The organism is Palleronia rufa (assembly GCF_000743715.1).
GTDB lineage: Bacteria > Pseudomonadota > Alphaproteobacteria > Rhodobacterales > Rhodobacteraceae > Palleronia > Palleronia rufa.
Genome location: NZ_JQEY01000020.1, coordinates 18,797 through 43,078, shown reverse-complemented (window position 1 = coordinate 43,078; position 24,282 = coordinate 18,797). Strand labels below are relative to the sequence as shown.

At 68.6% G+C, this 24,282-nt stretch carries 26 protein-coding genes and 1 pseudogene; 14 read left to right on the top strand and 13 right to left on the bottom strand.

Annotation, left to right across the window (positions count from 1 at the left end; all coding sequences use genetic code 11):
* Positions 1 to 15 precede the first annotated feature (15 nt).
* On the top strand, positions 16 to 510 hold the full coding sequence (locus KW83_RS17235) for a fasciclin domain-containing protein (RefSeq protein ID WP_036181424.1): 495 nt from the start codon (positions 16 to 18) through the stop codon (positions 508 to 510).
* A gap of 94 nt (positions 511 to 604) precedes the next feature.
* On the opposite strand, the gene KW83_RS17230 is transcribed toward KW83_RS17235, so the two are convergent.
* Positions 605 to 1,081 (bottom strand): hypothetical protein, encoded by a 477-nt coding sequence (locus KW83_RS17230; protein ID WP_036181422.1) that lies wholly within the window; start codon positions 1,079 to 1,081, stop codon positions 605 to 607.
* Positions 1,082 to 1,178: 97 nt separating this feature from the next.
* Between KW83_RS17230 and KW83_RS17225 the strand changes: the two genes are divergently transcribed.
* The 10 genes and pseudogenes from KW83_RS17225 (at position 1,179) to KW83_RS17180 (ending at position 10,882) form a co-directional block, all read left to right on the top strand.
* Positions 1,179 to 1,481 carry a hypothetical protein gene (locus KW83_RS17225; protein WP_036181420.1) on the top strand — a complete coding sequence of 101 codons (303 nt, stop codon included), beginning with the start codon at positions 1,179 to 1,181 and terminating at the stop codon, positions 1,479 to 1,481.
* 289 nt (positions 1,482 to 1,770) lie between these two features.
* Complete coding sequence (locus tag KW83_RS17220) at positions 1,771 to 3,063, top strand: homoserine dehydrogenase (protein ID WP_036181418.1); 1,293 nt, start codon at positions 1,771 to 1,773, stop codon at positions 3,061 to 3,063.
* A 97-nt stretch (positions 3,064 to 3,160) separates the two neighbouring features.
* Positions 3,161 to 4,144, top strand: coding sequence for a class II fructose-bisphosphatase (glpX, locus tag KW83_RS17215; RefSeq protein ID WP_036181417.1), 984 nt, complete (start codon positions 3,161 to 3,163; stop codon positions 4,142 to 4,144).
* Positions 4,144 to 4,824: an orotate phosphoribosyltransferase gene (locus KW83_RS17210; protein ID WP_036181415.1), complete on the top strand. Its 681-nt coding sequence runs from the start codon at positions 4,144 to 4,146 to the stop codon at positions 4,822 to 4,824. Before glpX ends, KW83_RS17210 begins: the two co-directional genes overlap by 1 nt.
* A gap of 203 nt (positions 4,825 to 5,027) precedes the next feature.
* Complete coding sequence (locus KW83_RS17205; protein WP_036181413.1) at positions 5,028 to 6,518, top strand: replicative DNA helicase; 1,491 nt, start codon at positions 5,028 to 5,030, stop codon at positions 6,516 to 6,518.
* A pseudogene (locus KW83_RS17200) lies at positions 6,518 to 6,886 on the top strand (VOC family protein); the annotation flags it as partial. The gene KW83_RS17205 and the pseudogene KW83_RS17200, both read left to right, overlap by 1 nt.
* A gap of 83 nt (positions 6,887 to 6,969) precedes the next feature.
* Positions 6,970 to 8,007, top strand: coding sequence for an alanine racemase (gene alr / locus KW83_RS17195; RefSeq protein WP_036181411.1), 1,038 nt, complete (start codon positions 6,970 to 6,972; stop codon positions 8,005 to 8,007).
* Positions 8,008 to 8,143: 136 nt separating this feature from the next.
* Positions 8,144 to 8,911 (top strand): hypothetical protein, encoded by a 768-nt coding sequence (locus tag KW83_RS17190; RefSeq protein ID WP_051928623.1) that lies wholly within the window; start codon positions 8,144 to 8,146, stop codon positions 8,909 to 8,911.
* Between the two features lie 41 nt (positions 8,912 to 8,952).
* On the top strand, positions 8,953 to 10,317 hold the full coding sequence (gene radA / locus KW83_RS17185) for a DNA repair protein RadA (protein ID WP_036181409.1): 1,365 nt from the start codon (positions 8,953 to 8,955) through the stop codon (positions 10,315 to 10,317).
* A gap of 10 nt (positions 10,318 to 10,327) precedes the next feature.
* Complete coding sequence (locus KW83_RS17180) at positions 10,328 to 10,882, top strand: CvpA family protein (protein ID WP_036181407.1); 555 nt, start codon at positions 10,328 to 10,330, stop codon at positions 10,880 to 10,882.
* Between the two features lies 1 nt (position 10,883).
* Here KW83_RS17180 and KW83_RS17175 read toward each other — a convergent pair whose 3' ends face one another.
* Together KW83_RS17175 and KW83_RS17170 are read right to left on the bottom strand one after the other, a co-directional pair.
* A complete protein-coding gene (locus KW83_RS17175; protein ID WP_036181405.1) occupies positions 10,884 to 11,774 on the bottom strand; it encodes a DMT family transporter in 891 nt (296 codons plus the stop codon).
* The gene (locus KW83_RS17170) at positions 11,771 to 12,370 is read right to left on the bottom strand and encodes a LysE/ArgO family amino acid transporter (RefSeq protein ID WP_036181449.1); all 600 of its coding nucleotides are present in this window, start codon (positions 12,368 to 12,370) and stop codon (positions 11,771 to 11,773) included. The genes KW83_RS17175 and KW83_RS17170 overlap by 4 nt, the downstream gene beginning before the upstream one ends.
* A gap of 115 nt (positions 12,371 to 12,485) precedes the next feature.
* Here KW83_RS17170 and KW83_RS17165 point away from each other — a divergent pair, with 115 nt between their 5' ends.
* Entirely contained in the window at positions 12,486 to 12,758 is a 273-nt protein-coding gene (locus tag KW83_RS17165) for a DksA/TraR family C4-type zinc finger protein (protein ID WP_036181403.1), read from the top strand.
* Between the two features lie 212 nt (positions 12,759 to 12,970).
* On the opposite strand, the gene KW83_RS17160 is transcribed toward KW83_RS17165, so the two are convergent.
* The 4 genes from KW83_RS17160 to KW83_RS17145 form a co-directional block, all read right to left on the bottom strand.
* Positions 12,971 to 13,711: a YebC/PmpR family DNA-binding transcriptional regulator gene (locus KW83_RS17160; protein WP_036181401.1), complete on the bottom strand. Its 741-nt coding sequence runs from the start codon at positions 13,709 to 13,711 to the stop codon at positions 12,971 to 12,973.
* A 92-nt stretch (positions 13,712 to 13,803) separates the two neighbouring features.
* A complete protein-coding gene (locus KW83_RS19390; protein WP_051928622.1) occupies positions 13,804 to 14,127 on the bottom strand; it encodes a hypothetical protein in 324 nt (107 codons plus the stop codon).
* 14 nt (positions 14,128 to 14,141) lie between these two features.
* A complete protein-coding gene (locus tag KW83_RS17150; protein WP_036181398.1) occupies positions 14,142 to 15,920 on the bottom strand; it encodes an SLC13 family permease in 1,779 nt (592 codons plus the stop codon).
* Between the two features lie 121 nt (positions 15,921 to 16,041).
* Positions 16,042 to 16,848 carry a TIGR00282 family metallophosphoesterase gene (locus tag KW83_RS17145; protein ID WP_036181395.1) on the bottom strand — a complete coding sequence of 269 codons (807 nt, stop codon included), beginning with the start codon at positions 16,846 to 16,848 and terminating at the stop codon, positions 16,042 to 16,044.
* 94 nt (positions 16,849 to 16,942) lie between these two features.
* Here KW83_RS17145 and KW83_RS19385 point away from each other — a divergent pair, with 94 nt between their 5' ends.
* Entirely contained in the window at positions 16,943 to 17,623 is a 681-nt protein-coding gene (locus KW83_RS19385) for a copper chaperone PCu(A)C (RefSeq protein WP_051928621.1), read from the top strand.
* Between the two features lie 4 nt (positions 17,624 to 17,627).
* Here the strand turns inward: KW83_RS19385 and KW83_RS17135 are convergent, their stop codons facing one another.
* Both KW83_RS17135 and mgtE read right to left on the bottom strand, forming a co-directional pair.
* The gene (locus KW83_RS17135; RefSeq protein WP_036181393.1) at positions 17,628 to 18,185 is read right to left on the bottom strand and encodes a 5-formyltetrahydrofolate cyclo-ligase; all 558 of its coding nucleotides are present in this window, start codon (positions 18,183 to 18,185) and stop codon (positions 17,628 to 17,630) included.
* On the bottom strand, positions 18,182 to 19,561 hold the full coding sequence (mgtE, locus tag KW83_RS17130) for a magnesium transporter (RefSeq protein ID WP_036181392.1): 1,380 nt from the start codon (positions 19,559 to 19,561) through the stop codon (positions 18,182 to 18,184). The genes KW83_RS17135 and mgtE overlap by 4 nt, the downstream gene beginning before the upstream one ends.
* A 133-nt stretch (positions 19,562 to 19,694) precedes the next feature.
* Between mgtE and guaD the strand changes: the two genes are divergently transcribed.
* A complete protein-coding gene (gene guaD / locus KW83_RS17125) occupies positions 19,695 to 21,044 on the top strand; it encodes a guanine deaminase (protein WP_051928619.1) in 1,350 nt (449 codons plus the stop codon).
* On the opposite strand, the gene KW83_RS17120 is transcribed toward guaD, so the two are convergent.
* The 4 genes from KW83_RS17120 to KW83_RS17105 form a co-directional block, all read right to left on the bottom strand.
* Positions 21,019 to 21,477, bottom strand: a complete 459-nt coding sequence (locus KW83_RS17120) for a CAP domain-containing protein (protein WP_051928618.1) — start codon at positions 21,475 to 21,477, stop codon at positions 21,019 to 21,021. The genes guaD and KW83_RS17120 overlap by 26 nt on opposite strands.
* Before the next feature lie 34 nt (positions 21,478 to 21,511).
* On the bottom strand, positions 21,512 to 22,852 hold the full coding sequence (locus tag KW83_RS17115) for an 8-oxoguanine deaminase (protein WP_036181390.1): 1,341 nt from the start codon (positions 22,850 to 22,852) through the stop codon (positions 21,512 to 21,514).
* Positions 22,849 to 23,649, bottom strand: a complete 801-nt coding sequence (locus KW83_RS17110; RefSeq protein ID WP_036181388.1) for an inositol monophosphatase family protein — start codon at positions 23,647 to 23,649, stop codon at positions 22,849 to 22,851. The genes KW83_RS17115 and KW83_RS17110 overlap by 4 nt, the downstream gene beginning before the upstream one ends.
* Positions 23,650 to 23,737: 88 nt before the next feature.
* Positions 23,738 to 24,109, bottom strand: a complete 372-nt coding sequence (locus KW83_RS17105) for a helix-turn-helix domain-containing protein (RefSeq protein WP_036181386.1) — start codon at positions 24,107 to 24,109, stop codon at positions 23,738 to 23,740.
* Positions 24,110 to 24,282 lie beyond the last annotated feature (173 nt).

Below are 24,282 nucleotides of genomic sequence, written 5' to 3'. Positions count from 1 at the left end.
ATCAGGAGGAACTCCATGCTACGTTCAACCATCGTCACCGCCACCGCTGCCGCCGCCATGTTCGCCGGCGGCATCGCCTATGCGCAGGACTCGATGAACATCGTCGAGACCGCGCAGGATGCCGGCGATTTCGAGACCCTGCTGACCGCCGCGGAGGCCGCGGGACTGGTCGAGACCCTGTCGGGCGACGGCCCGTTCACCGTCTTCGCCCCCACGGACGAGGCGTTCGCGGCCCTGCCGGAGGGCACGGTCGACGATCTTCTGAAGGAAGAGAACAAGGACCGGCTCACGGCAATCCTGACCTATCACGTCGCGCCGACGGCGGCGATGTCGAGCGACCTGTCCGACGGGCAGATGATCGACACCGTGAACGGCGAGCAGCTTGAGGTGTCGATCGACGGCGATACGGTCATGGTCGGCGAGGCCACCGTGACGCAGCCGGATATCGAAGCGTCGAACGGCGTCATCCACGTCATCGACACGGTGTTGATGCCCCCCGAAGCCATGTGACGACCCATCGCGGACGTCCGCGCCGCGAGCGGGGCCGCCTTCGGGCGGCCCCTGGCATTTGCGCGGTCGCCATGCCGCCGAATCCGGATCCCGGTCAGCCGCGGCCTGCCAGCCGGATCGCCAGGATATCGGCCATCGCCCGCCCTTCCGCCGCACGGGTCACGCCACCGATGCCCAGCCTGCGCCCGAACCGCCACCACATCCCCGGCGCCCACCCCCGCTCCGTCGGGCGGTTCAGCCGCAGGACGAAACCGTTGGACGGCTTCATGGCGAACATGCCGCGATCCACCGCCGCGATATCCTCCATCGGCGCCAGAACCCGGCCCGACGTGTCGAGGATCCCTGTTTCCGTCAGGACGATTCCGTGCCGTGTCGCCTGCCAAAGCGCCAGCGCGACGGCGCCGAACAGCGCGCCGCAGAGCGCGAAGACCAGCCGCCAGACGCCGCCCTCCGGTCCGGCGGCGCCCAGCCACAACAGCATCAGGCCAAGGGCGCCCAGGATGCCCGTGCCCAGCAGCCGACGGGGCGCGGAGGCATCGAGCCGGGCGAGGATATCTGCGTCGTCAACCATGCTCTGCCTCTAGCCGAGCCGCGCGGGGCTGGAAAGCGCATTGCCCGCGGAAGGCCGCGCGGGCTAGGCTTTCCGTCCAGCCTTAGGTGACGGATCCATGCGCCCTGCCCTGTTGACCCTGTTCTTTCTGTTCGGCTGTGCCCTGCCGGATATCGACGTGCCGGAAGCAGAGCGCACGGCCGCGTCCGCATATCCACGCCTGATCCCTTTCGACGAGGTTCTGGACCGGATCCCCGTCCAGGGCAGGATCACGCCGGCCACGACCGCCGCGCTCGACGCGCGGGCGTCGAACCTGCGCGCCCGCGCCCAGGCGATGCGCGCCTCCGCCCTGACGCAAGCCGAGCGAAGCCAGATCCGCGCCGCCGTGGCCCGCCTTCGCGCCCGCCTGGCGGAGGGCTGAGTCGTCCGCATCGTGCGCGCCCCGGCGGCGGAGGACAGAGGCCGCGGCGGGGCGCGTCCGCTCCGGTGACAGACCGAAGCCCCGGCATCGCCGCCGGGGGGGCGCAGAGCCCGCGCGCCACACCGTCTGACCGGCGTCCTGCCATACGATCGACCGTTCGCTACGCTCAGCCACGGCGGTGGCGCGCGCGTCCGCACCGGGCGTTCGGCCCAGGCGGACGCGCGGTCTATGATCCCGGCGGGAAACCGGCTAAGCCCTCGCGCGTCCCGACCTGCCAGGAGCCGATCCCATGTCCCGACCCCTCCGCCTCGGCCTTGCCGGTCTTGGAACCGTGGGCACCGGCGTGGTCCGCATCGTGCAGGGCCGCGCCGGTCTGCTGGCCGCGCGGGCGGGCCGCGCCATCGAGATCGCGGCCGTCTCCGCCCGACGCCGCGACCGGGATCGCGGCGTCGATCTGTCCGGCTACGGGTGGGAGGACGATCCGGTGGCGCTGGCGGCGCGCGACGATGTGGACGTGGTGGTGGAGCTGGTCGGCGGCGATGCAGGCCCGGCAAAAGACCTGGTCGAAGCCGCCATCGCCCATGGCAAGGACGTGGTGACCGCGAACAAGGCGATGCTGGCGCTGCACGGCCAGGACCTGGCGGAGGCGGCAGAGGCCAGGGGCGTGGTCCTGCGGTTCGAGGCCGCCGTGGCCGGCGGCATCCCGTGCGTCAAGGCGCTGACCGAAGGGCTGGCCGGCAACCGGATCGAACGGGTGATGGGCGTCATGAACGGCACCTGCAACTACATCCTCACCCGGATGGACAGCGCCGGACTGCCCTACGACACCGTCTTCGCCGAGGCGAAATCGCTGGGTTATCTGGAGGCCGACCCGACGCTCGACGTCGGCGGCATCGACGCCGGACACAAGCTGGCGCTGCTGGCGGCCATCGCCTACGGCACCCGCGTCGATTTCGGGGGCGTGGCGCTGGAGGGGATCGAACGGGTCTCGATCGAGGATATCCGCCGCGCCGGCGACATGGGGTTTAGGGTCAAGCTTCTGGGCGTGGCGCAGATGACCGGGCGCGGGCTCGACATGCGCATGTCGCCCTGCCTGGTGCCTGCCGGCTCTCCGCTGGGACAGCTCGACGGGGCGACGAACATGGTGCTGCTGGAAGGCGACGCCGTGGGGCGCATCGTGTTGCGTGGCGCCGGCGCGGGACAGGGCCCGACGGCCAGCGCGGTCCTGTCCGACATCGTGGACATCGCGCGGGGGATGCGGCTGTCGACCTTCGGCCAGCCGGCGGCATCGCTGAAAACGGCGACGCGGGCCAGCGCCGGAACCCCGTCGCCCTACTACCTGCGCATGGATCTGCAGGACAAACCCGGCGCATTGGCCAAGATCGCGGCCTGCCTGGGCGACGAAGGGATCTCCATCGACAGGATGCGCCAGTACGACCACGCGACCGGGACCGCGCCGGTCCTGGTCGTCACCCACCGCGCGTCGCGCCCCGCGCTCGACCGCGCGGTAGAGGCGATGGCCGGGACGGGTGTGCTGGTGGGCGATCCCGTCGCCCTCAGGATCGAGGAAATCGCCGACTGACCGCCGGTTCCCGCGTGCTGTCAGCGCCACCACGCCTTGTGCGCCGGCCGACGGGCGGGCTAGACCGGCGCAAACCACGTCACCACGAGGGGGCCCCATGGCCGACAAGGATTTCAACGACCGGATGCTTTCCCTGGGCCTGGCCCGCGTGTCGGAGGCCGCGGCGCTCGCCTCGGCGCACTGGATCGGGCGCGGCGACGAGAAGGCCGCCGACCAGGCCGCCGTCAACGCCATGCGCGAACAGCTCAACAGGCTCGACATCGCCGGCACCGTGGTCATCGGTGAGGGGGAACGCGACGAGGCGCCGATGCTCTACATCGGCGAGGAGGTCGGCACCCAGAACGGCCCCGAGGTGGACATCGCGCTCGACCCGCTGGAGGGCACGACCCTGACCGCCAAGGACATGCCCAATGCGCTGACCGTCATCGCCATGGGCGGGCGCGGCTCGATGCTGCATGCGCCGGACGTCTATATGGAAAAGCTCGCCATCGGTCCGGGCTTCCGCCCCGGCGTTGTCACGATGGACATGAGCCCCGCAGAGCGCGTGTCGGCCCTGGCCGCGGCCAAGGGGGTGTCCACCCACGACATCACCGTCTGCGTGCTGGAGCGACCCCGCCACGAGGACATGATCGCGGAACTCAGGACCACCGGCTGCGCGATCCGGCTGATCACGGATGGCGACGTGGCCGGTGTCATCCACTGCGCCGATGCTGGCCGGACCGGGATCGACATGTACATGGGATCCGGCGGCGCGCCGGAGGGCGTTCTGGCCGCCGCGGCGCTGAAATGCATGGGCGGTCAGATGTTCGGCAAGCTGGTGTTCCGCAACGACGACGAGAAGGGCCGCGCCAGAAAGGCGGGCATCGCCAATTTCGACCGGGTCTACACCCGCGACGACCTGGTGACCGGAGACGTGATCTTTGCCGCGACGGGTGTCACCGACGGCTCGATCCTGCCGGGCATCAAGCGCGAGCCTGGGTATCTGACCACGGAGACGATCCTGATGCGCTCCAAGACCGGATCGCTCCGGCGGATGACCTATCGCAACCCGGTGGACCGCTCTCCCGGCGGGCGCGGCTGATGATCCCGTCCGCGTTCCCCGACCGCACGGAGATCGCGCGCCTGTCGGCGGGGATGCTGCTGGAGGTCGGGGCGGTGGACTTTCGCCCGGATGCGCCCTTCACCCTGGCCAGCGGTCTGCCGTCGCCCACCTATATCGACTGCCGCAGGCTGATCTCCTATCCAAGGGTTCGCGCCGCGCTGATGGATTTCATGGCCGTCACCGTGATGCGCGACGCAGGCTTCGAGGCATTCGACACCATCGCGGGCGGCGAGACGGCGGGGATCCCCTTCGCGGCACTGGTGGCCGAGCGTCTGGCCCTGCCCATGACCTATGTGCGCAAGAAGCCCAAGGGCTACGGGCGCAACGCGCGGATCGAGGGCGTGATGGCAGAGGGCGACCGAGTCCTGCTGGTCGAGGACCTGACCACCGACGGCGGGTCGAAGCTGTCCTTCGTGGACGCGATCCGCGAGACGGGGGCGAGCTGCGCGCATACGGCGGTGATCTTTTCCTACGGCATCTTTCCGGAGATCGAGACCACGCTGGGCGCCCATGGCGTGACGCTGCACCATCTCTGCACCTGGTGGGACGTGATGGCCGTGGCGCGCGAGCGCGCGGCGTTCGACTCCGCGACGCTGGAGGGGGTCGAGGCGTTCCTCACCGCGCCCCGCGCCTGGCAGGACGCCCGCCGGACCGATTGAGCGGCATCCACGGACACTCCACAGGCGGGCTGTGGAGGCGCGTGGCGTACCGCCCACATCTTGCGCTCCGGCCACCACTTGCCGCATGATCTGGCCTGTGGCGGTATTCCGCGTTCGGGGTTTTCCACTTTGACGCAAACCGCCGGCTGGCTGTATCCCCAAGGTTCATCAGGGGCCGCACGGCGGATGAAGGGGCAGAGCGAATGAACAAGATTTCCACCATACCGGCGACACCCGACGGCGCGGATACCGACCCGCTGCCCCACAATATCGAAGCCGAGCAGCAGCTTCTGGGCGCGATCCTGACCAACAACGACGTCTTCGACGCCGTGGCCAGCATCATCACCCGCGACCATTTCTACGATCCGGTCCATGCCGACATCTTTGAGGTCGCGACCGCGCGAATCGCCGCCAACGCACTGGCGTCCCCGGTCACGCTGAAATCGTTCCTGGAGGACCACGCCGGTCTCAAGGAACTGGGCGGGGCTGCCTACCTCGTCCGGCTGGCGGGGTCCGCCATCTCCTCCTATGCCGCGCGGGACTACGCGCGGATGATCTACGACATGTCGATCCGGCGGCAGTTGATCGACCTGGGGCGCAACATCGCCGCCAAGGCCGCCAAGGTAGAGGTGACGTCCGAGCCGAAGGACCAGATCTCCGAGGCCGAGCAGCATCTCTACAAGCTGGCCGAGGCGGGGCAGGTCAACCAGGGCTTCCAGACCTTTCTGAGCGCGGTGACCGACGCGGTGAACGTGGCCAACGCCGCCTACAAGCGCGACGGCCAGCTGGCCGGGGTCTCCACCGGGCTGGTCGATCTGGACAAGAAGCTGGGCGGGCTGCACCGTTCGGACCTGCTGATCCTGGCCGGGCGGCCGTCCATGGGCAAGACGTCGCTGGCCACCAACATCGCCTTCAACATCGCCAAGGCCTTCCGGGCGGGGCCGCTGCCCAACGGCAAGGAGGGCGCGGTGGAAGGCGGCGTGGTGGGATTCTACTCCCTGGAGATGTCGGCGGAACAGCTTGCCGCACGGATCCTGTCCGAAGCGTCCGAGATCCCGTCCGACCAGATCCGCCGCGGCGACATGAACGAATCCGAGTTCCGCCGCTTCGTCGATGCGGCCAAATCGCTGGAATCCTGCCCGATCTTCATCGACGACACGCCGGCCCTGGCGATCAGCCAGCTGGCCGCGCGCGCCAGGCGCCTCAAGCGTGAACACGGGCTGGACGTGCTGGTGGTGGACTACCTGCAACTCGTCAAGGGCACCGGACGGAACGAGAACCGCGTCAACGAGATCTCGGAAATCTCCCAGGGCCTCAAGGCCATCGCCAAGGAGCTCGACATTCCGGTGCTTGCCCTGTCGCAGCTGTCGCGGCAGGTCGAGAACCGCGAAGACAAGCGCCCGCAACTGTCGGACCTGCGCGAATCCGGCTCCATCGAGCAGGATGCCGACGTGGTAATGTTCGTGTTCCGTGAGGAGTACTACAAGGAGCGCGAGAAGCCCGGCGAGCATGAGCTGGAGAAGATGGCGACCTGGCAGCAAGAGATGGAGCATCTGCACGGCAAGGCGGAGGTCATCATCGGCAAGCAGCGCCACGGTCCAATCGGCGCGGTGGACTTGAGTTTCGAGGGCAAGTTCACCCGCTTCGGCAACCTTGTCCAACCTTGGCAGAAGGGATCGGACCGGGAGTTCTGATGGCCGTCACCGGGATCGGCCACGTCACCCTGGCGGTCACCGATCTGGACCGTTCCGTGAAATTCTACACCGACACGCTGGGCGCGCGCCTCCGGGCGCATTGGCCGCGCGGCGCCTATCTGGAATTGGGCACGCTCTGGCTGTGCCTTGAGGTCGCGGCATGGGTCTCCGACCGGCGCGACGACAGCCATCTGGCGCTGGCCGTATCCCCAGAGGCGTTCGGCGGGTATGCGGACCGCGTCCGCGGCGCGGCGCCCGTCTGGAAGGAGAACCGCTCGGAGGGTCCGTCGCTCTATGTGCGCGATCCCGACGGGCACAAGCTGGAGCTTCACGCGGGCGATCTGGAAAGTCGCCTGGCCGCCTTGCGCGGGCGCGCGGACGTGACGATCCTGCCGGGGCGACGCCCCCGATCCGGCTTGACCCCCGGATGCAGACGGTGGACGAACGGTCCATGGGAACCGCGACGCTGACGATCGATCTCGACGCGCTCGCCGCGAACTGGCGCGCGCTCGACGCCATGTCGTCCCCCGCCTGCGAGACCGGCGCCGTGGTCAAGGCCGACGGCTACGGCCTTGGCGTGGCGCGGGTCGCGCGCACGCTGCACGCCGCCGGCGCGCGGCGTTTCTTCGTCGCCGTGGCCGAAGAGGGGCCCGCCCTGCGCCAGGCCGTGGGGCCGGACGTCCCGATCCACGTCTTTTCGGGCCATATGCCCGGCGACGCGGACTTGCTAAGGGGCGCGGGGCTGATCCCGATGCTCAATTCCATAGAGCAATGCACCCGCCATTTCGATGCCCTGCCCGGCCATCCCTTCGGCGTGCAGCTCGACTCGGGCATGAACCGCCTGGGGCTGGAGCCCGCCGACTGGGCGGCGATCCGCCGGATCGTCCTGGCCGAACGCCCCGCGCTGGTGATGAGTCACCTTGCCTGTGCCGACGATCCGGACGATCCGATGAACGCCCGCCAGCTTGACGCCTTCCGGGAGATGGCGGGCGGCATCGACGCACCTTTGTCCCTGTCGGCCACAGGCGGGATCCTGCTGGGGCCGGACTTTCATTTCGACGTGACCCGACCCGGCATCGGGGTTTACGGCGGCCTGCCGTTCGCGGAGGCGCGGACCGTAGTGCGCCTGTCGGTTCCCGTGATCCAGGTCCGCGACATCGCGCCAGGCGAGACGGTGGGCTACGGCGGCGCCTGGATGGCAGACGAGCCCGCGCGCGTGGCGACCCTGGCGGCAGGCTATGCGGACGGGCTGATCCGGCGGATGGGCACCGACGCGGTGCTGTTTCACGGCGACACGCCCTGCCCGCTGGTCGGCCGGGTGTCCATGGACCTGCTGACCGTGGACGTCAGCCATCTGGAGGGCGTGCCCGACTGGCTGGACATCCTGGGCCCGTTCCAGAGCGTGGACGACCTGGCCGATGCGGCCGGAACCATCGGATACGAGATTCTGACCTCTCTGGGTTCGCGCTACCGGCGGCAGGAGCTCTAGCCCCTTTGGACGGGCGACCCCGCCCGGTTGGGCCATCCCCCCTCGTAAGCGCCATCCTTGCGGAACCAAAAAGGTCAAGATTTCTTTTCGCCTTGAGCGATTTCTCGCTTATGGTGGTTCAAAGGGGATCGAAACCATGGCTCAACCTGATAGCTACAGCCGCCGGAACGACATCGCGGCCTATGCCCAGACCGCGTCGATGGCGCTTCTGACCGGCGCCGGGCTGGCGCTGACCGGGGCGACCGTCGCGGCCGCGCTGGGTCTGCTGCCCTTCCTGACCCTGCCGTTGCAGTTCGGGGACACCGTTTTGCCCCAGGCCGGAATGGTCGTGCAGATCGGAGTCGTCCTGCTGTTGCTTTGCATCGCCGCCGCCCTGCCGTCGGGTCTGCGGGTCCTGCGGCTGGAGCGCAGCCACCGGGATTTCTCCGTCTGCATGTCCGACGTGGCGGACGCCTACCACGCCGCCCATACCGCGGACCGGGCCGGCGCCTTCGGCCTTGGCGCGGAGTTCGACGCGGTGAAGGAACGGATCATGCATCTGCGCCGGCATCCGGACCTTCGCGCCGCAGAGCCGGAGATCCTGGAAATCGCAGCGCAGATGTCCTTTACCTCCCGCGATCTCGCCCAGACCTATTCGGATGAGAACGTGGCCCGGGCACGCGGTTTCCTCAGCCATCGGGAGGAAGAGATCGCGCTCTTCGAAGGGCGGATCCGGAAGGCCGTCGCCGTCAGCGCCGAGCTGCGCGACCGCATCGCGGCGATCGAAACCGCCGAACGCGACAACGACATCCGGCTCCGCGCCCTGGAGGAAGAGTTCGGGGATCTGCTGGCCGACCTGGGCTTTTCCCGGCCCCGGCACGATGGCGCCATCATTTCTCTGCCCCGCGCCACGGCGGCCGAATAAGTCCGCTTGCCCGCCGGGCGACCTGCGGGCATTAGGGCGCCATGGCCAAGCTTCCGTCTTTCGTCTGCCAGTCCTGCGGCGCGGCGCACTCGAAGTGGTCCGGCCGCTGCGACGCCTGCGGCGCGTGGAATTCCATCGTGGAAGAGACCCCGCTCAGCGCCGGTCCGCCGTCGAAATCCCTGGGGACGAAGCGCGGGCGCGGCATGGCGCTGACGGATCTGTCTCGCGACGAGCCGCCGCCGCCGCGCACCACATCCGGCATCGCCGAGCTTGACCGCGTGCTGGGCGGCGGGCTGGTCCCGGCCTCCGCCGTGCTGGTCGGGGGCGATCCCGGCATCGGCAAGTCGACGCTGCTCCTCCAGGCCGCCGCCAGCTTCGCCACCCAGGGCCTGGGCTGCATCTACGTGTCGGGTGAGGAGGCCTCTGCCCAGATCCGCATGCGCGCCCAGCGGCTTGGCCTGGGTCAGGCGCAGGTCCGGCTTGCCGCGGAAACCAATCTGCGTGAGATCCTGACCACGCTGGAGGCGGAAAAGCCGCAACTGGCGATCATCGACTCGATCCAGACCATGTGGTCGGATGGGGTGGACAGCGCGCCCGGCTCCGTCGCCCAGGTCCGCGCCGCCGCCCATGAGCTGACCACATTCGCCAAACGCCACGGCATCGCGGTGGTGCTGGTGGGCCATGTCACCAAGGAGGGCCAGATCGCCGGCCCCCGCGTGGTCGAGCACATGGTCGATACGGTGCTCTATTTCGAAGGCGAGCGCGGCCATCAGTTCCGCATCCTGCGCGCGGTCAAGAACCGTTTCGGCCCCGCGGATGAGATCGGCGTTTTCGAAATGACCGGCGGCGGGCTGGCGGAGGTCGCCAACCCCTCGGCCCTGTTTCTGGGCGACCGGGAAACGCCGCAGCCGGGCGCCGCGGTCTTTGCCGGGATCGAGGGGTCGCGCCCCGTGCTGTGCGAGTTCCAGGCCCTTGTCGCACCCACGCCCCATTCCCAGCCCCGCCGCCAGACCGTGGGCTGGGACGGCGGGCGGCTGGCGATGATCCTGGCCGTACTGGAAGCCCGCTGCGCGATCCCGTTCTCCGGACTCGACGTCTATCTCAACGTGGCGGGGGGCCTGCGCGTGCGCGAACCCGCCGCCGACCTGGCCGTTGCCGCAGCGCTTCTGTCGGCGCGCGAGGACATCGCCCTGCCCGCCCAGAGCGTCGTCTTCGGCGAAATCAGCCTGTCGGGACAGCTGCGCCCCGCCGGCCAGACGGAAAACAGGTTGAAAGAGGCGGCCAAACTTGGTTTCTCCACCGCCATTGCGCCGGCCCAGTCCAAGGCGCCGTCATCGGAGGGTATGGCGATGCGCCACTATTCCGATCTGGCGGCCCTGGTGGGCGACATCTTCGGTGCCGGGTAAAGGAACGCGCATGGACGGCTTCACCATCATCGACGGGATCGCCGCGCTGATCCTTGTGGTCTCGGCCATCCTGGCCTATTCGCGCGGCATCGTGCGAGAGGGCATGGCGATCCTTGGCTGGATCGTGGCCGCGGTGGCGGCATTTGCGCTGGCGCCCGCCGCACAGCCGCTGGTCAAGGAAATTCCGGTCCTCGACAGCTATCTTGCGGACAGTTGCGAGCTGTCGATCATCTTCGCTTTCGGCGCGGTCTTTGCGGTGATGCTGGTCATCGTGTCGATCTTCACGCCGGTGCTGTCTGGTGTGGTGCAGGACTCCGCGCTCGGGCCGATCGACCGCGGGCTGGGCTTCGCCTTCGGTGTGCTGCGCGGGATCGTGCTGATCGCGGTGGCCTTCGTGGTCTACGAACGGATCGGCGTCACCGAAAGCATCGCCGCCGTGGACAACAGCCGGACCGCGAATGTGTTCGCACGGTCCGAATCCACCATCGACGAAGCCATCCCGCAGGACGCGCCGGGCTGGATCGTGCGCCGCTACGAATCGCTCGTGTCGGTCTGCGCGGAATAGCTCAGGGCGCCACCGGCGGGGTGCGCACCTTCTTGCGGGCCTCGCGGATGGAGATCGCCACCACCGACCCGATGATGATCGCACCGCCCGACAGCACGAATCCATCCACGCCCTCGCCGAAGACCGCCCAGCCCAAAAGCGTCGCCCAGACCAGCTGCAGGAAGGTGACCGGCTGCGTGACGCTGATCGGTGCCGCCTGAAAGGCCAGCGTCATGGTGAAATGGCCGACCGTGGCGAAGGTCGCCACCATGAAGAGCCAGCCCAGCTCCGACGGGCTGGGCCAGACCCAGACCGATACGGCGAAAGGCGCCAGCCCCAGCGTCGTCCAGACCGACAGCATGGCCACGACCGTGGCCGGTGAGACCTCATCCGTCATGACCTTGGCGATCAGATAGGATCCGGCGAAAAGCACCGCCGTGCCCATCATCGCCAGATGGCCGGGGCTGACCTCCCGAAATCCCGGCCGCACGATCAGCAGCACGCCAATGAGGGCGCAGACGATGGCGATACCGCGCGGCCATGAGAACCGCTCGCCCAGAAAGATCGCGGCGCCCAGGCTGACGTAGACGGGAGAGAGGTAATTCAGCGCCGTCACCTCGGCCAGCGGGATCTGGGTCATCGCATAGAACCACAGGATCACCCCCACGGCGTGGAGCATCCCGCGTCCGGCGAACAAGGCCGTCCGCCGCCGGGTAAAGCGCGTGGCGCGGATCTGGCGGACCATCGGCACCAGGAACACCAGCCCCAACAGGTAACGCAGAAAGGCGGCTTCGGCGGGGGGCACGCGATCGCCCAGATGTTTCACCGTCGCGGTCACAGCGACGAACATCACGCCGGTCACCAGCATCCAGACGACGCCGGCCAGCGGCCGGTCCGATACGCGTCCGCTCATGCCGATACCGCCAGCTTCAGCGCCAGCGCCCACATCACCACCCCGACGCCCCCGTCGAGCACGCGCCAGGCCATGGGCCGGGCGAAGAGCGGCGCCAGCAGCCGCGCGCCGTAGCCAAGCGCGAAGAAGAACACGAAAGAGGCCGTGACCGCGCCCAGACCGAACAGGGCCGGCCGCTGGACCGTGGTCGCCACGGAGCCCAGCAGCACGACCGTGTCCAGATAGACATGCGGATTGAGCCAGGTCAGCGCAAGGCAGGTCGTCACCGCGCCGCGCAGGCTTCCCGCTCCGTCGGCGGCCGCCAAGAGCCCGTCGTCGACGGTCCACGCGCGGCGGATCGACAGCGCCCCGTAGGCCAGCAGGAACGCCACGCCGCCCCAGGTGAACGCCGGCTGGATCCAGGGTGCGGCCTCCACCGCCCAGCCGAAGCCCGCCACCCCGGCGGCGATGAGGACGGCGTCCGACAGCGCACAGGTCAGCACCACCGCCAGCACATGGGCGCGGCGCAATCCCTGGCGCAGGACAAAGGCATTCTGCGCACCGATCGCCAGGATGAGGGAGAGGCCCAGCAGAAACCCGGGCAGGATGGATGACATGGCGCCAGCCATACGCCGCCCCACCGCAGGTGAAAACCCGTTCCGGACCGCGGGCCGGACTTGCAAGCACCGCGCTGAGGTCCGATGTTCAAATGCGTCAGCGACGGAGGACACCATGGCCGGAGGATGGTCGCGCGACGGCGCGGTGAACGAGCAGATAGAGGCGTCGATCGCCGATGAGCTTGCACGGATGCAAGCGGGAAGCCGCGGCGCCTCGCGCCCGTCGCGTACCCATTGCGCCGAATGCGATGAGCCGATCCCCGAAAAGCGCCGCGCCGCGATCCCCGGCGTGCAACTCTGCATCGACTGCCAGTCAGAGCGCGACAGCCGCACTGCACCGCGCGGCGGCATCAACCGCCGCGGCTCCAAGGACAGCCAGTTGAAATAGCCCCGGCGCACATGCCAGCCGAAGCCGACCGGAAATAGAACGCGACGGTCCGCACGGAACTGCCACGCCGGCGCGCACCGCCTGCCCGGTCCGGGCCGCACAGATTGCCACCGTGCCGTCGCAACCCATTGACCGGACGCCACGCCTCCACCGTTCTGCACCCCCTCGGGCCGCCGGGAAAGCCCGACGATCCGTCCAGCGCGAAGGTGGCGTCAGAGCTGGTCCATCACCTCGTCCGAGGTCTCGAAATTCGCCGTGACGTTCTGCACGTCGTCATCGTCGTCGAGGGCGTCCATCAGCTTCATCAGCTTCTGCATCCCCTCCAGGTCCATTTCTGTCGTGGTCTGCGGGCGCCAGACCAGCTTGGTGGTATCCGACTCTCCCAGCAGCTCTTCCAGCTTGCCGGCCACGTCGTTCAGATCGGAGTCCGCGCACCACACCACGTGACTGTCTTCCGAACTCTCCACATCCTCGGCGCCCGCCTCGATGGCGGCCATCATCACCGTGTCCGCATCGCCGGCCTCGGCGGGATAGATCACCTGGCCCTTGCGGTCGAACATGAAGCTCACCGATCCGGTCTCACCCAGGTTGCCGCCGTTCTTGGAGAAGGTCGAACGCACGGTCGAGGCGGTGCGGTTGCGGTTGTCGGTCATGGCCTCGACGATCACCGCCACGCCGTTGGGGCCGTAGCCCTCATAGCGGATCTCTTCGTAGTTTTCCGCGTCGCCGCCCTGGGACTTCTTGATCGCGCGGTCGATCACATCCTTGGGGACGGACTGGGACTTGGCCTCCTTGACCGCGAGCCGCAGCCGCGGGTTCTTGTCGGGGTCGGGGTCGCCCATCTTGGCGGCGACGGTGATTTCCTTCGCCAGCTTGGAAAACAGCTTGGACCGGGCCGCGTCCTGCCGCCCCTTGCGATGCTGGATATTCGCCCATTTCGAATGGCCGGCCATGGGTCACCTCCGATGTCGGTTGATGGAGCGGCATATACGCCGCCCGGAGGGGGTGCTTCAAGCCCGCTTCGGCCCGATTCCCGCGTCCGCATTCAGCGCCGCGGACCGAACCCCTGCACACCGGACGGACCGCCCAGCGTCACCCACGGGTCCGCCGCCACCGCCGTCAGCGGCACGCGGGCTTGCGCGGTAGGCCGGATCACATCCACCGGCCAGGCATGGGGGCAGCCCCGGAACGGCGCGGCCCATGGCCCGGTGCGGCCCTCTCGTACGGCCGCGCAAAGAGCGCCGTCCGACATCCGCGCCGTCACCGTGTCGCGGTAGAGCGTGACCTGGGCCGCGCGCACATCGCCGCGCGGCGCGGACGGGGCGTCCGGTCCGGTCCGCGCGCCGCATGCGGCCAGAACCGCCAACATGAGGACCGCCCCCCTCATAGCGGCCAGATCAACGGGATCGTCACGCTTGCCGAGCAGGCCAGGAGCAGGTTCATCGGGATGCCCACCTTCATGTAATCCGTGAAACGATAGCCGCCGGGACCATAGACCAGCATGTTCGTCTGGTACCCGATCGGTGTCGAAAAGGCCGAAGAGGCCGCGAACATCACCGCGACCACCAGCGGCCGCGGGTCATGGCCGAGCGACGTGCCGATCTCGATGGCGATGGGGGTCAGGATCACGCCGACGGCGTTGTTAGACACCATTTCCGTCAGCGTCGATGCGATGAGATAGATCACCAGCACCAGCGCCACGGGGGGCAGCTGCCCCAGATGCGGCGACAGCCACCCGACGAGAAGCGTGACCGCGCCAGAGGACTGCAACCCCGCCCCCACCGCCAGCATGGCGAAGATCAGCGCCAGAAGACGCCCTTCGACGAAGGAGAACGCCTCATCCGCGTCGATGCAGCGCGCCAGCAGGATCAGCGCCACCGCCACGACGGCAAGGCCCAGGATCGGCGCGACCCCCATGGCCGAAAGCACCACGACCCCGCCCAGCGCCCCGATGGCCACGGGCGCCTTGGACCGGCGGTAGGCCTGGGCGGTCGGACGCGCGATGTCCACCAGGTCCATGTCCGTCGCCAGCCGTTCTATGTCGCCATGGGTCCCTTCCAGCAAAAGGGTGTCGCCGACCCGCACCACGACCTCGTCAAGCTGCCGCCCGATATTCTGGTTCCGGCGGTGCACTGCCAGCGGATAGACGCCGTAGCGCCGCCGCAGGCGCATCGCGCCCAGAGAGCGCCCGATCATCCGGCACCCCGGTGAAATCAGAACCTCCACAGTCTCCGTCTCGACAGAGGACAGCCGGTCCACACCCTGAAGGTCCTTGTTCTCCTTGAGGCTCAAAAGCTCCGACATCTCGGTGCGCAGCACTACGCGGTCGCCGGTCTCCAGCACCACCGGGCCAAGATCGCGGCGCAGCGAGGCGTCGCCCCGCAGCACGTCGATGACCCGCCCGCCCTCACGCTTGAAGGCCTCGACCTCCATGACCGGCTCTCCCACGAGAGAAGAGCCCTCCGGGATCGCGACTTCGGTGAAATACTTCATCTTGCGCCGGTCCGACAGCATCGAGCTGAGCGAGGCACGCTCGGGCAGGAGCCGCCGGCCCACGATCGCCAGATAGGCGCCGCCCATGGCGACCTGAACCAGCCCAAGCGGCATGATCTCGAAGATCGAGAACGGCGCCAGGCCCTGGGCCCGCGCGACGCCGTCCACCAGCAGGTTGGTCGAGGTGCCGATCAGCGTCAGCGTCCCGCCGAGGATCGCGGCGTAGGACAGCGGGATCAGGACCTTCGACGGAGACACCCCCAGCCGCTTGGCCAGCTGCACGAACACCGGGATCATCACCACCACCACGGGCGTGTTGTTCATGAAGGCGGACCCGATGGCCACGGCCCCCAGCGCGACCACCAGCGTCACCAGCGGGCGCGTCTCGGCCCTCTGGTCCGCGACTTCCGTCAGCCACTGCAACGCGCCGGTGCGCACCAGGCCGCCCATGATGAGAAACATCGCCGCGATGGTCCAGGGGGCGGGGTTCGACAGCTGCTCCAGCGCCGCCTCATAGGGCAGCAGGCCGGTCGCGAACATGACCGCCGCACCCGAAAGGGCGACCACTTCCGTCGGATAGGTCTCCCGCGCGAAGAGCACGAACATCGCCACGACGATGACGAAGCTCAGGATGGCGGCGGCGGCGGGGTCGAGCGCGGTCGCAATCATTGCGGAAGGTCCAGGTTGCGGGCCGATCCGCGCGACCTTACCGGGTGTTCCCGGCCATGCAAGCGCGTTGGCCGTGCGGCATACCCCGTCGCTGGATCCGGGCCGGGGTTGCGCCGCGACGTCAGGACGGGGTCAGACATCCGCCCTGGCGGATCATGCGCACGTTCAGCGCGCGCCCGGTGGTGTCGTCGGTCTCCACCAGCAGGCCCGAAAGTGTGGCTTCTCCGCGCGCCGGCTCGAACCGGCCCCGGGGCATGCCGGTCAGAAACCGGCGAAGCGGCTCCTCCTTGTCCATCCCGATCACGCTGTCGTAGTCGCCGCACATCCCCGCATCCGTCTGATAGGCCGTGCCGCCGGACAGGATCATGGCATCCGCTGTCGGAACATGGGTATGGGTGCCCACCACCACGCTGGCGCGCCCGTCGCAGAAATGCCCCATGGCCATCTTCTCGGACGTCGCTTCGGCGTGCACATCGACCACGATCGCCTGCACGGCACCGCCCAGCGGAGCGCTCTTCAGGACGGGTTCGACGGCCGAGAACGGGTCGTCGAAGGGGCGTTTCATGAACACCTGCCCCAGCACCTGCGCCACCAGCACGCGGCGGCCGCGCACGGTCTCGAACACCCGCGCGCCGCGCCCCGGAGCGGCCTTGGAGAAGTTCAACGGCCGCACGATGCGCGGCTCTTCGTCACAAAAGCGCAGCATATCCTTCTGGTCAAAGGCATGGTCGCCCAGGGTCACGGCATCTGCCCCCGATGCCAGCAGTTCGCGCGCGTGGGCCGGCGACAGCCCCGCGCCGCTGGTCGCGTTCTCACCGTTCACGACGCAGAATTCCACGCCAAGCTCCTGCCGCAACGCCGGAAGCCGCGCGGCGATGGCGCCGCGGCCGGACCGTCCCATGACGTCACCCAAGAACAACAGTCTCATCCGCACTGCCTATGGCGACAAATACTCCGCGACAAGCAACTAAACTTGTCTACGAACCGTTGAATACCTTTCCTACCACCGGGAAGGAGACTCCATGCACCGGTTCCTGATCGTACTCCTCGCCGTCGCCGCCCAGCCGTCCCTGGCCGGCAGCGGAGCCTCCGACATCACGGTGTCGGGGTCCGCGATCCTTGAGCCGGCACCCGCCGCACGGGCCTCTGCGGGATACCTGAGCGTGACAAATCGCGGCGATGACCCGATCCGGCTGACAGGCGTCGAATCCGATTACGCCGTGCGGATCCATGAGAGCGTCGTCGCGGACGGGGTGACGCGCAGCGAGCCGCGGCGGGCTGCGGTGATCTATCCGGGCGCGACCGCCCGTTTCGAACCCGGGGGGCCGCATATGGTGTTCACCGGCATGCGTGGCCAAATGAAATCGGGGGCATCGGTCAACGCAGTCCTGGTCTTCGACGGCGCCATCCGGGTGCCGGTCACATTCGAGGTCAGGGCGCCGCAATCGGACGACACGGTCGGTTCGGGCGACATGGCGTTGCGGAACACGGCCCCGCAAGCCCCCGTCGGATTTTTCAGAAGCACAACGTCCGGACCCGGGGCAGAGAGGGTCGGCGACCGCGCGTCTCTGGGACACGGATATCGCGACGACGGCAACTCCGCCATGAGCCAGGCGCGCGGCGGAGAGCGCTACGGCACCAATCCGGATGGCACCAGGTCGCAGATCCGCGACCGCGGGAACGAGCGCCTGCCCCGGCCCTAGCCGTTCAGCCGGTCGCGCGGCGGATCACGCCGGTGTCCGTGACGATCAGATCCAGGCGTTCGTCAGTGTCATCGAGGGGCACCTGATCAACCTCCTGCGCCGCAAAGGCATAGCCGATAGCCAGGACCGGCCCGGCCCGGCGCAGTTGGGCCAGGGTGCGGTCGTAGAACCCGCCGCCGTAGCCCAGCCGCCCGCCGCCCCGATCAAAGGCGAGCAGCGGCACGATCAGCACCGCCGGCACGATCATTTCGCCTTCGGTCGGGATCTGGACGCCGAACGGTCCGTCCGTAAGTACCGCATCCGGTGTCCAGCGCCGAAATGACAGCGGGCGGCGCGGCCCCTCGATCACCGGAACCCCCACCGGACCGGCGGCGGAATGGGCCGCCATCGCGCGGCGCGGGTCGATTTCGGTCCGGATCGGCAGGTAGCCGGCCAGGACGGAACCCGCGTGATCGGCAAGCACACGCTCAAGAACGCGGGCATCTTCGGGTCCGGCTCCCGCATGGGCGGCCTTGCGTGCCGCCAGCGCCATGCGCCGGGCCGCCGCCTTCGCATCGCTCACAGCAGCACAACCGCGGCAAGGCCCAGGAACGCGAAGAACCCGACCACATCGGTCACCGTGGTCACGAAGGTCCCGGAGGCCAGGGCGGGGTCGACGCCGAACTTGTCCATCGCGATGGGCACCAGCACGCCCGCCAATCCGGCGACCACCAGGTTGATGACCATGGCCATGGCGATGACAACGCCCAGCATGGCGTTGCCGAACCAGACCATGCTGACAAGTCCGATGATGACGGCGAATCCGGCGCCGTTCAGGAACCCCGCCGCGGTCTCGCGCCGCACGATCCGCCAGGCGTTCGAACCGGTCAGGTCGCGCGTGGCGATCGCGCGCACGGCGACGGTCATGGACTGGGTACCGGCGTTCCCGCCCATGGAGGCCACGATGGGCATGAGCACCGCCAGCGCCACCACGGCGGCGAGCACATCCTCGAACTGGGCGATCACCAGGCTCGCCAGGATCGCGGTGGCAAGGTTTACAAGCAGCCAGGGGAACCGTTGCCGGACGATCTGAATGGTCCGGTCGGCGATGCTTTCGTCACCGACACCGGCCAGAAGCAGCAGGTCCTCCTCGTTTTCTTCGGAGAGCACGGTCATGGCGTCGTCGATGGTGATGACGCCGACCAGCCGCCCGTCCTCATCGACAACGGGGGCCGAGATCAGGTGATACTGGTTGAACGCATAGGCCACGTCCTCTTCGTCCTGGGTCGCGGGGATGGTGCGATAGGAGTCTTCGCGGATGTCGGCCAGCGGCGTCACCCGGTCCGACGACATGACCTTGCCCAGGGTCACGTGGCCGATGGGCCGGTAGCGCGGATCGACCAGGACGATGTGATAGAACTGTTCGGGCAGATCCAGGCTGGCGCGCATGAAGTCGATGGCGTCGCCCACCGTCCAGTGCTCGGGCGCGGTCACGACCTCTCGCTGCATGAGGCGGCCGGCGGAGCCGTCCGGGAACCCCATGGCGCGCTCGATGGCGATCCGGTCGGGACGCTCCAGCGCGTCCAGGATCACACCTTGCTGGGGTTCCTCCAGCGTTTCGAGCAGGTCCACCACATCGTCGGATTCGAGCTCGCGGACCGCGTCGGTCAGCACCGCGGGCGACAGGGCGGCGATCACGTCTTCACGGATCGACTCGTCGAGTTCTGACAGGATCTCGCCGTCGAAGGCGTGTCCGTAGACGGCGATGAACTTGTGACGCGGGCCTTCGTCGAGCTGCTCCAGAAGGTCGGCGATGTCGGCGGGGTGAAGCGGCTCCATCGCCGCGATCAGCGAATCGCGGTCCTCGGCCTCGAGCGCCTCTCTCACCAGGCGCATGGTATCGCGGTCGAGCGCGTAGGCGTCGTCGTCGGTCTCGATCAGATCGTCCGCCTCGGCCATGGTCCGCCTCCGTTCGTCCGGGTCCGCAGAGATCTAGGCCAGTCCGCCGCGCGGCGCCAGTGGCCCCGGCACTGCGGCGGGTTCCGGCGTCCGGCCCGCGATGCTAGACGAAAGGCGGCAGCGGAGGCGGACCATGGCACATCTCATCACCGGGCGGCTCCTGCGCTTTACCGCCGATCCGTTCGCCGCTCCGCCGGAAGCCTGCGCCACCTTCGACGCCCACGGCGCCGTCCTGGTGGAGGGCGGCACGATCCGCGCGGCCGGTCCGGTGGACGAGATCGCGCGCCTGGCACCCGGCGCCACCCGCGACCATATGGGCGACGCGCTGCTGTTGCCGGGCTTCGTGGACGCCCACATGCATTATCCGCAGACCGGCATGATCGCCTCCTGGGGCAAGCGGCTGATCGACTGGCTGGAGACGTATACCTTCCCGGAAGAGGCGCGGTTTGCCGATCCCGCCTATGCCCGGCAGCAGGCGGCGCTGACGCTGGACCTGGCCCTGGCCAACGGAACCACCACGCTGGCCAGCTTCTGCACGATCCACCCCGGCAGCGTCGAGGCGCTGTTCGAGGCGGCAGAGGCGCGGGGCATGGCCGTGGTCGCGGGCAAGACCTGCATGGACCGCAACGCGCCGGACGCCCTGCGCGACACCGCGCAGAGCGCCCATGACGACAGCGCGCGGCTTCTGGCGGACTGGCACCGGCGCGGCCGCGCGGTCTATGCGATCACCCCGCGGTTCACCCCCACCTCGACGCCCGACCAGTTGGAGGCGCTGGGCGCGCTCTGGGCCGAACACCCGGACTGCCCCATGCAGACGCACCTGTCCGAACAGATCGATGAACTGGCCTGGGTCCGCGCGCTCCACCCCGGCGCGGCGGATTACCTGTCCACATACGAGGCACATGGGCTTGTCGGACCCGGCGCGCTCTTCGGCCACGCCATCCATCTGACTGCGCGAGAACGGGCGCGGCTGGCCGAAAGCGGTGCGGCCGTGGTGCATTGCCCGACATCGAACACCTTCATCGGCTCAGGGCTGTTCGACGCGGCCCGCACCCGCGCCGACGGCATCCGGGCGGGGCTGGCGACCGATACCGGCGGCGGGTCATCGTTCTCGATGCTGCGCACCATGGCCGCGGCCTATGAGATCGGCCAGCTTGCGGGAACGGCGCTGCACCCGGCCCAGCTGCTATGGCTCGCGACCGAGGGATCCGCCCGCGCGCTCAGGATGGAGGACCGGATCGGAACGCTGGCGCCGGGGTCGATGGCGGATCTGGTGGCGCTGGACCTGGCGTCGGTCCCTGCCATCGCCCAGCGGACCGAACGCGCCGGGAATATCTGGGAAGCCCTGTTCCCGACCATCATGATGGGCGACGATCGCGCGATCCGGGCCGTCTGGGTCGCGGGCGTGAAGCGCGCCGGTTCCGGTCGGGATCGAACGCTGGAAAACGCCGCAGCGCTCAGCACCCTGCCGAGAGCACCATGACCCATTTGTTCCCGACCTGTGCCAGACCGAAGCTGCGCACGGCGGGAAGGGTGATGTTCCGCCGGTGGCTGGGAGAGTCGATCCAGGCCGCAACCACGCTCTCACCGGTATAGGGGCCGTAGGCGATGTTCTCCGCCCCGCCGCGGCAGCCCGCGGCGCGCAGCCGCGTCGTGTGGGTCGAGCCGTCCGTCCCGCGATGGTCGAAAAAGTTGTTGCGTGCCATGTCCGCCGCGTGACGGCGCGCCGCCGCGTCGGCCCGTGCCGAGCGTTGGATCGGACTGGCGCCCGACGATCTGCGCAGGGCGTTGATCGCCTGGGCGACGTTCCCCTGCGGGGCCGCCTGGGCCACGGTCCAGACCGGATCCGCGTGGCTTGCAACCGGCGCGAGAGCCAGAAAGAGGATCGAAACACGTACCGCAAGGAAATAGTTCATCGTACACGCAACCCATACTTGTCCTGGATGGGTGTTATCCGACGAGTGTTTCCAAAAGGTTTCCGTGCTCCTCAAGAAGTTTCGGCAGATCGGCGGTAGTGAGCGCATGGTCGCGCACGATCTGGCGGCCTTCGACGAAAAGGTGCCGAACGCGGCGCGGACCGGCCAGCAGGATCGCCGCCGGATCCCATGAGCCCGCCGACTCCACCCCGGTCAGATCCCACAGCGCCACGTCGGCGCGGAAGCCCGGCGCCAGCTGACCGCACTCCGCCCCACGCCCAAGGATGGCCGCGCCGCCGCGGGTCGCCAGTTCCAGCGCTCCGCGGGCCGACAGGGCATCGGTCCCGGACCGCACGCGCTGAAGCAGCATCGCCAAGCGGGCCTCTTCCGCCAGGGAGCCTGCGTCGTTGGAGGCGGAACCGTCCACGCCCAGCCCGACAGGGACCCCGGCCCGAAGCATGTCCCGGACCGGCGCGATGCCGGAGCCGAGCCTGCAGTTCGAACAGGGACAATGGGCGACGCCGGTGCGAGTGGCTGCGAAAAGGTCGATCTCGGCCGGGTTCAGCTTCACGCAATGGGCATGCCACACATCGTCGCCCACCCAGCCCAGCTCTTCGGCATATTGCCCCGGACGGCAGCCGAAGGTGGCGAGCGAAAAGGCAACGTCCTCTTCGTTCTCTGCCAGATGCGTGTGCAGCATCACGCCCTTGTCGCGCGCCAGGATCGCGGCGTCGCGCATCAACTCCCGGCTGACCGAGAACGGCGAGCACGGGGCCACGCCGACCTGCACCATCGCGCCGGGGTAACGGTCATGGAACGCGTCGATCACCCGGAGGCAGTCGTCCAGGATCGGCCCCTCCTTCTCGACCAGCGTATCGGGGGGCAGGCCGCCGCGGGATTCGCCGATGGACATGGCGCCGCGGGTGGCGTGGAACCGCAGTCCGATCGCACGCGCCGCGTCGATGGTGTCGTCAAGCCGCGCGCCGCCGGGATAGAGGTAGAGATGATCCGCGCTCAGGCTGCAACCCGAGAGCGCCAGCTCCGCCAGCCCGGTCATGGCGGAGACGCGGACATGCTCTGGCCCCATGCGCGCCCAGATCGGATAGAGCGTCCGCAGCCAGCCGAAAAGAGACGCATCCTGGGCCGCCGGGACTGCACGGGTCAGGGTCTGGAAGAGGTGGTGATGCGTATTGACCAGCCCGGGGGTCACGAGGCATCCGCCCGCGTCGACCACCTCGGCGCCTTCGGGCGGCAGACCGGTCCCGATCTCGGCCACGATGCCGCCGCGCAGCCGCAGGTCCGCCCCCGCCAGTTCGCGCCGCTCGTCGTCCATGGTCAGGATCAGACGCGCACCGCGGATCAGGACATCGCTCATTCGCCCGCCAGATGCGCCATCGCCGCGCGATGGAGCGCGGGACCGGACGCCGCGATCACACGTCCGCCATCGCGGGCCGGCCCCCCCGTCCAGTCGGTGACAATGCCGCCCGCGGCGTGGATCACCGCCATGGGCCCCTGGATGTCGTAGGGCTGGAGTCCGGCTTCGATCACGAGGTCGACCTGCCCCATGGCCAGCAGCGCATAGGCGTAGCAGTCGAGCCCGTAGCGGGTCAGCCGGACCTCTGCCGAGACGCGCGCGAAGGCGTCGCGCTCCGCCGCGGTGCCCACTTCGGGAACGGTGGTCATCAGGATGGCATCGGACAGGGGCCGGTCCGGAGCCACGCGGATATCGCGGGCGCCGGTCGGACCCGTGTAGCGGGCGCCATCCGGTCCGCCGTAGAACCGCTCCTGGATATGGGGCTGGTCGATGAGGCCCAGGATCGGCCCATCGGCGTCGGAGACCGCCACCAGAACGCCCCAGCTGGGCGCTCCGGCCAGATAGGCCCGGGTCCCGTCGATCGGGTCGAGCACCCAGGTCAGGCCGGTCGATCCCGCAGAGGCTCCGAATTCCTCCCCGAGAATTGCGTCGTCGGGACGGCGGATGGCCAGAACCGCCCGCATGGCGCGTTCCGCCGCCCGGTCGCCTTCCGTGACCGGGTCGAACCCGTCGGCGCGCTTGTTGTATGCCGCCGTCCCGATGCGGAAATGTCGCATGGTTTCGGGTCGCGCCGCATCGGCCAGCGCATGCGCTGTACCTGCAAGCTCTGCGGCAAGGGCGGACGACAGGCGGGGCATCGAAAACTTTCCGCGGTTCTATCGTCCCGGCTAGGTAAACGGGATGCCAGCGTCAAGTCCGCTCGCATCCTCCTGCAACCGGACCCTTTCAGGCGGCGTCGGACAGCACGCGGGCAAGTTCGAACAGGCGGCGGCGCTGGACCTCGGGGATCGCGTAATAGGATCGCACGAGTTCAAGGGCTTCGCGGTCGGCGAAAATGTCACCGACGACGGCCGCATCCTTTTCCTGCTCCGAATGCTCGCCCTCGAGGCCTTCGAAGAAGAACGACACCGGCGCGTCGAGGGCCTCTGAGATGTCCCAGAGGCGGGACGCGCTGACCCGGTTCATGCCGGTTTCGTATTTCTGGATCTGCTGAAACTTGATACCCACCTTCTCAGCCAGCTGCTGCTGGGTCATGCCCAGCATCCACCGCCGCTGCCGGACGCGGGATCCGACATGAACGTCCACGGGGTGCTTCATTTCTCAAATCTCCTTAAATTCCTAAAGTTGAGTGTAGATCGCCGTTTTCTCGCAAACCGACAACTTGTCTTTCCGGATAGGTCCAAAGGGTCAGGTGCCCTGATCGGCCGGGGCATTGATCTTGCCCAGCCTCCCGCTTTGGTGGGATGTATGCCCCCAAATTCCCCGTTTCA